The sequence below is a fragment of the Paenibacillus sambharensis genome (assembly GCF_003233845.1).
GTDB classification, from domain to species: domain Bacteria; phylum Bacillota; class Bacilli; order Paenibacillales; family Paenibacillaceae; genus Paenibacillus_I; species Paenibacillus_I sambharensis.
In genome coordinates, this window is the sequence record NZ_QKRB01000060.1 from 172,148 (window position 1) to 178,805 (window position 6,658).

General features: G+C 57.8%; 4 protein-coding genes. All 4 read right to left on the minus strand.

Annotation, left to right across the window (positions count from 1 at the left end):
- Window positions 1–157: 157 nt before the first annotated feature.
- The gene (locus DNH61_RS25365; protein ID WP_111149751.1) at window positions 158–2,392 is read right to left on the minus strand and encodes a glycosyltransferase family 2 protein; all 2,235 of its coding nucleotides are present in this window, start codon (window positions 2,390–2,392) and stop codon (window positions 158–160) included.
- Window positions 2,392–4,044, minus strand: a complete 1,653-nt coding sequence (locus tag DNH61_RS25370; protein ID WP_111149752.1) for a tetratricopeptide repeat-containing glycosyltransferase family 2 protein — start codon at window positions 4,042–4,044, stop codon at window positions 2,392–2,394. Before DNH61_RS25370 ends, DNH61_RS25365 begins: the two co-directional genes overlap by 1 nt.
- Window positions 4,001–5,962: a tetratricopeptide repeat-containing glycosyltransferase family 2 protein gene (locus DNH61_RS25375; protein WP_181438880.1), complete on the minus strand. Its 1,962-nt coding sequence runs from the start codon at window positions 5,960–5,962 to the stop codon at window positions 4,001–4,003. The genes DNH61_RS25370 and DNH61_RS25375 overlap by 44 nt, the downstream gene beginning before the upstream one ends.
- 89 nt (window positions 5,963–6,051) lie before the next feature.
- Window positions 6,052–6,658: DUF6385 domain-containing protein (locus DNH61_RS26580; RefSeq protein WP_111149754.1), on the minus strand; the 607-nt coding region annotated here is incomplete at its 5' end.

Sequence of the window (6,658 nt, forward strand, 5' to 3'; positions counted from 1 at the left end):
TATTAGGAGGACAAATTAAACATCGTAGCATTGGTCAAGTACAAGAGCCTCAAATTTGCAGATTTAACGTGTAATATGATTCGTTAGCCGTGCAGTCAGGAGGTGTATACGCCTACTCTGCATCAGGCGAAATATCCTTCCTTGGAAAATGACTCGTTTATAAGATAGTCCCATTTATTGATGGATTCGCACATGCCGCTGCCAGCAGCGCCAGCGTCATTTGCGGCTGCGGCAGATCCGCGGCCCGCCCGCTGGCGCGGCTGGCCTGCGCATGCCGCAAGCAGGCCAGCCCAGCCGGTGGCTCGGGCCGGCCCGGGTAGAGGGTGGCAGCAAGCGTCAGCAGGTTTGCAGCTGCCCCATAACGGCCGCACGACTCTGCGAGTGCGGCCCGAAGCAGCAGCCCGGCCAAGGATGCTTCCGCACCGGCCGCTGCCGAGTGTGCACCCGCCGGGGCGCCTGCCAGCGCCGCGCGAGTGGAAGCTGGTGCCCGCAGCAGTCCGCACAGCAGCGGCTGCGGCACCTCGGGGCCGGCAAGGTCCAGCCGGCCCGCCTGAACCAGCTGCAGCAGGGCGCCCCAGGCGCCTGCTTGCACAAGCAGCTGCGCGGCGTAGAGCAGCATCGCCGCTGGCTCGGGCAAGCCGCTGCTGCTGTGACTGGGGCTGCGGCCAACGCGGCCGTGAAGATTAATCCTGCGGCCTTCTTCCGCTTCCCGCTTCGGGCAGTCCCCTCCGGCTTGCGCATCCAGATTGCTCTCAGTGCCGGCGCGGACTTTACGTTTCGCTATGTCTTCACTATCCGTCTGGTCTTTACCAGCGAACTGGCCTCCGCCGGCCTTGCCAGTCATCTCTCCCTTACCATACGTCTCCAGCAGCATCTGCACCTGCCAAAGGCTGGCATCGGGGGTGGTTGAGCCGGCGAGGATGGCAGCCGCTTGATTGGGCTGCTCCATAGCCCAGGCAGCAGCCCACAGGTAAGAAGCGGCCCGCTTGCCCGCCGGGCTGGAATCCACGTCATCCTCCTCCTCCCGAAGATGGACAGCCTGCTGTTTCAGCCTATCTTCCAGCAGCTCCGATGCATCGCTGTAACGGCTTTCCATCATCAGGCGGACTGCCCGGATCAAGACATGCGTGTCAGACTGCTGCGGCAGCTGGTCGCACAGCAGCTCAAGCAGCGCGGCCGACCTGGCATTAAGCGCAGCGGGAACGAGCACGGCCGCCAGCTGCTGCGTCAATGCTTGCGGCAGCATACGCAGCAGCTCTGCGATATCCTTATCACGCTCCATCATCAGCAGGAGAGAGATCCACCGGGACCATACAGCGGTCATTGCCGGGCACATCAGAATTGCCTGCTGGTAATGATGGGCAGCATCCTCGAAGCAGAGTGCGCGTTCGCATACCATGCCGGCCAGCTGCCGTGTTCGGTAGGTGCCGCTGCCGGCTGTTGAGCTGTAGACAGCTGACATGTCACCAGCATCAAGCGCTTGCTGCAGGGAGTCGGAGGCTTCCTGAAGTTTGGACTGCTCCAGGGCTATCATGGCCTGCAGCTCCAGCAGATCTGTAAAATCAGGGAATAAACTGAGTCCCTTGCGGATTACAGGCTTCGCTTGTTGGATTCTTCCGCAGGCGTACAGAGCATAGGCTGTTTTCAGATAAAGATCGGATGTGTAGCCTTCATGTGGGGAAATCTTCTTCAGCAGCGGCAGGAAGCAGTCAGCTGCCCCGGCATAATCCTCCGACAGGAACCTCTCCGTTCCTAGTGCGTAATGCCAAAAGCCCTGGTCTGGTTCCTCTTCCAGCGCATCTTTCAGTATGGCTAGGTTCCGGCGCTGCTTTTCTTGGCAGCTTACGGCTCCTGCCTGATAGCCGTAGTGCTTGATCCGAAGCGGAGCGGAAGCGATTTTGGCGTCAGGCCGTGATCTTAAGATGCTGACTCCTACATCCTCGTGCAGCCGTCCTTCATAGCGGATGCCCGGATCATTGCGGAACAGTCGAAGTACAGCGTCCGTGCTGTACTCATGCTCAGATCCTCCGCCGTAATAATGGTGTATCTGCAGGTAGTAACCGCAGATCGAAGAGCCTTGCAGCAGCGGCCGAAGCTGCTCCAGCGTCCATCCGTCGGCTTCTTCATCCGCATCCAGCACAATGATCCATGGGTGAGTGGCGTGGGATAAGACGATGTTTCGTGCTTTGGCAAAATGATCCTCCCACGGGACGGCTATTACCTTGGCGCCGAATTGTCGGGCGATGGCAGGGGTATGGTCTGACGAGCCTGTATCCCCGATTATAATTTCAGAGACGAGCGGGGTGATGGAACTGAGGCAGCGGGAAAGCTGAGCGGCTTCATTACGGACAATCATGCAGAGTGACAGCTGTATTTCCGAATGTCCGGTCATTACAGCTCATCCTCACGCCGGAGCCGGGCGTAGGGCAGGATGGCGCGCGCCTGCCGGATTACAGACCGCTTGGGGCTTTCCGGGCCGCCGTGTTTGGCGAGCTGGATATCCGCAAGGGCAATCAGGGTAAGGCTCAGCCGGTAGGCATGATCGGAGGGATTTGCTTTGGTGCTGGCATCCGGCTTCTTTGACTGCTCTATCCACCCGGACAGCAGCTTCCATGCGAGCTTGTTATCTCCCGACAAGCTGGCCGCTCTTACAGCGGTGCTCCACTCCTCGGGGAGCTCAGGAACAAGCGGATCATCCGGCTGTTCTGCCGCGCAAGCTGAAGCCAGCTGGGCTTCGAAGTCCGGATTCAAGCGTACTGCTGGACCGGCGCTGGAACCCATATACTGCTCCTTCAAGGCACGTGCCGTATCCAGGCAGCTTTCCTCGGCTAACAGCAGCAGCACATGCCGGATCAGTCTGGCCTGATTGGGCTGATTCCCATCCGGGAGGCGATCCAGTACCGGAAAGATAAGACGGGCAATTGCCTGCTCACGGCCCTCCAGCCGCATCAGGCGAAACAGGCGCTGCCAGGCACTCGTCATGCTTGGATTGTGCGTCACCGCCTGGAGATAATAATCGGCTGCTTCCGCAGGGCTGCCCTGCTCTTCCACCAGCTGACCCAGCAGAAAGCATGACTGATACGTCCCTATTCCGGCTTCGGTATGATAGGCAAGCGGTGCGGGACCAAGGCGAACAGCCCGCCTTAGCAGGATGGCCGCCTGTTTCTTGTTGCCCTGCCGTATCAGCACAACCGCCTTTGTGTGATGCAGATCCGTATAATCGGGGTACAGCTCCCTCCCCTGATCCAGCACCTTTACCGCTTCGTCGGCCCTGGCTAGGGAAGACAGGCAGTAAGCCTCGTACTTGTAGAGCAGATGCTTGTAGCTGACCTCACCGGGCAGGAAGCGCCTGGATTGGCGTAGATGGCGCAGAGCAGATTCATAGTCATGGACCCGCATATATTCGACGGCCAGATTATAGTGATGAAATGAATCATCCGGCGCACGCCGGAGTGCCTCCTGCAGCAGAGTCCGGTTCCGCGTAACCTTATCCTTCTTCTTCACCCACTCGGCAGCGTAGCCGTAGTGGTGGATGCGAATCGGTGTGCAGTGAAAAGCAGCGCCGGGCTTCGTCTCGAGGATAGATGCGGCAATTTGCTCATGAATGGACCCTTTGTACCGGCAGGCAGGATAATTCCGGAACATGCGGACGATAGGGTTGATCGTTACAACGGAGGAGCCGGGGTCGCTGCCAGCGTGATTGTGCACTTGTAGCAGGAGTCCGTCAAACTCGGAGCGGGCGGCCCACTGCCTAAGCTCATTATGCTGACCGCGCTCCAGTTCTTCATCCGCATCCAGCTGCAGAATCCAGCGGCCGGAGGCTTGCTCCAATCCGATATTCCTCGCAGCGGCAAAATCATTTTCCCACCGCGCGGCAATAACCTGCGCCCCGAACTCCCGAGCTATCTCTACCGTACGGTCTGAAGACCCGGTGTCCACGACAATCATCTCGTCTGCCGCGCCCTGCACACTCCTTAGGCAGCGGGGGAGGAGCTGCTCCTCATTGCGGACGATCATGCAGAGTGATATGAGCGGCTTCTCCATCACGGTTCCTCCTTTGCCGTCCGTTCCAATCCGTCTGCCATGGAAGCCGTGCGAGCAGCTGGATGGCTGCCTGAATGCGTCCGAGATCCTCTCTCAGTCCGGTCTGCTCCGATGCCAGATGAACCGCTTCGTCCATATGCCTGGCTGCCAGCTGAAGATAGCATAGAGACAGCCCGATGCCTGCTCGCCGCTGGTCTGGCTGCATGGCCTGTGCCTGCTCGAACTGCTGGGCGGCTTCTGCAAAATGGTTCTTGGTATACAGCAGTTCCCCAAGCATAAAGAAGGCCTCAGAGTCCAGTTTCCGGCTCTCCAGCAGGCCGAGGAACCGGTCCGCCGCCTGCAGAACGAAGCCGCTCCGGTACATCGCTTTGGCAAGTGCCAGCTGGCCTGCCTCATAACGCCGGGCAAAAGTCTCTGCCGCCTGCCATGCCCGCACTTCAACAGCACACTGAATCAGCTTATCGAAGGTTATCTCGTCATCTAGAGATGCTGCAGAGGCAGATTGTTCACCGCTGCCGACTGTTCGGCACACCTTCAGCAGCATGCCGATTGTCTCCAGCTCATCCGGCCGGGTGCTGTCATTGAGGAGGGCAGCAGCCGTTAGCAGCGGCAGCACGCCTGATTTGCCGTTGCGCAGAAGGGCGGAAGCGTACAGGATTACGAGTCGGGATTCGGCTGTCATGGCCTGCTGCCACAAGCTCTCTATTCCTTGATCGGCGCCTGCTTCATTGAGTGCTTCAAAGATGGGAAGGTAGTCCGCTGGCTGTTGAGGGAGAACGATTTGCTTAAGCAGGGCGGCAATCTCAGTTTCAGACACGTCGAGCTGCCGGAAGCTTTCGGCTATTCCTGAAAGCGAGGGCTGGTGGGTGGCATGCTGCTGCAGCGCGCCGTGAAACAGCCTGGCTGCCTCCTCAGGTCGACCAAGCCGCAGTGCAATGCTGCCCATCCGGCTAAGCGGCGTGAAGCTGCTGCTTCCTGCTTCCTGGACATACCGGTCGGAACATCCCGCAAGCTGCGCCGCTTGGGTATAGCTGTCAAATGCTTTATCCGTCCAGCCCTGTGCGAGCAGGGCGTCACCGAGCAGAACATGCAGATCAGGGTAATCCTCATAACGCTCTGACAATTCATTGTCTATTACAGCCTGTGCCTGTTCAGCCTTGCCAAGGCTAAGCAGCAGTTTGGCAAGGTCCCGAATAAGTCCGGCCCGATAAGGGGCATTGACAGGCACTAATGGCAGAGCTTTGGCCATTACCTCTGTTGCTGCTTGGGGCCGGTTCAATTGATGATGCGTGATCCCGAGGTTGTATAGATAGAAGGGATCATCCGGGTTCTCCTCAAGAGCCTTCAGCAGCAGATCTTCATTGCGGCGGGCCTTCTTCTTGCCGTCAAGGATGGAAGGGAGGTAGCCGTAATGGCGGATCAGGATACCGGCATCTCCCATGGATTTGCCCGGATGCTGCCTGACAATCGAGCTGCCGATCTGCTCGTGGATCCGCCCTTCAAACCGGTACTCGGGGCGGCTGCGGAATAGACGGACTGCGGAATGGTACAATCGTTCCTCGGGACGGCTGCCCAACAGATTTTCAATTGTTAAACTGTACGCTTCCCATTCCCCGGAGGCCAGCATGGCCCGCAGCTGATCAATGCCTCCCAATAGGCACTCGTCAGCATCCAGTACTAATATCCAGTCCGTCGAGGCATGCTTAAGTGCCTTGTTGCGCGGGTGTGAGAAGTCTTCCTTCCAGGGGTCCTCGATAACTGCTGCCCCGAAAGAGCGTGCTATGGACACGGAATTGTCTTCAGATCCTGTATCAACCACAATGATTTCATCTGCATTTCTGATACTTTCCAGACATTGGGGAAGCCATTCGGCCTCGTCCCGGACGATGATATGAACACCGAGGCTTAGTGGGTTCATAGGTTGCCTCCATCCATACAAAAAAGCACATGTTTCCATGTGCTTTTTTGTGAAATTTTCTCTTTATAAAGTATGTGAACTAGGCTGGTTTACGTTCCTTGGGCATCGAAAAATATATTGACCGTAGAAGGCGCGCCCGCACCGGTGGAACGGTAGGAAACACGGGTATATTTCAGGAAGCGTGACGGTACCAGAACATCAGTGCCGCCTGCAGGAACTCCTGTGCTTGTCGTATCAACATAATAGTTGGCGCCGTCAGCACTGACTTCGGCTCGCCAGTCTACCGGATTGGCCCCGGTGTTCACGAGGAAATAGGAATATACACCGAGAACACTGGTTGTATTCGCTGGCAGAGGAGTAAAGGTGTCTGAGGTTGTAACGCCTGTCGTTGCCAGCTCGATAAAGTTTTTCTGGGAGATGGAGGTCAGGCTGTTCACGGTTCCTACGGTTCCAATACTGGTGATCGTGCCCGCAGTAATCGTGGCGCCAAGCACAGCGTCGATCGTACCGCCCAGAATGTCGGTAACGGTACCTGCGGAAGTCAATGTGCCGCCTGTAATGGTCGCGGCTAGAACGGCATCAATAGTGCCGCCGGTGATAGTCGCACCAAGTACGCTGGCGATTGTACCGGTCAGGATATTGGTGATGGTACCTGCAGAGGTTAGCGTACCAGCTGTGATCGTTGTGCCCAGTACA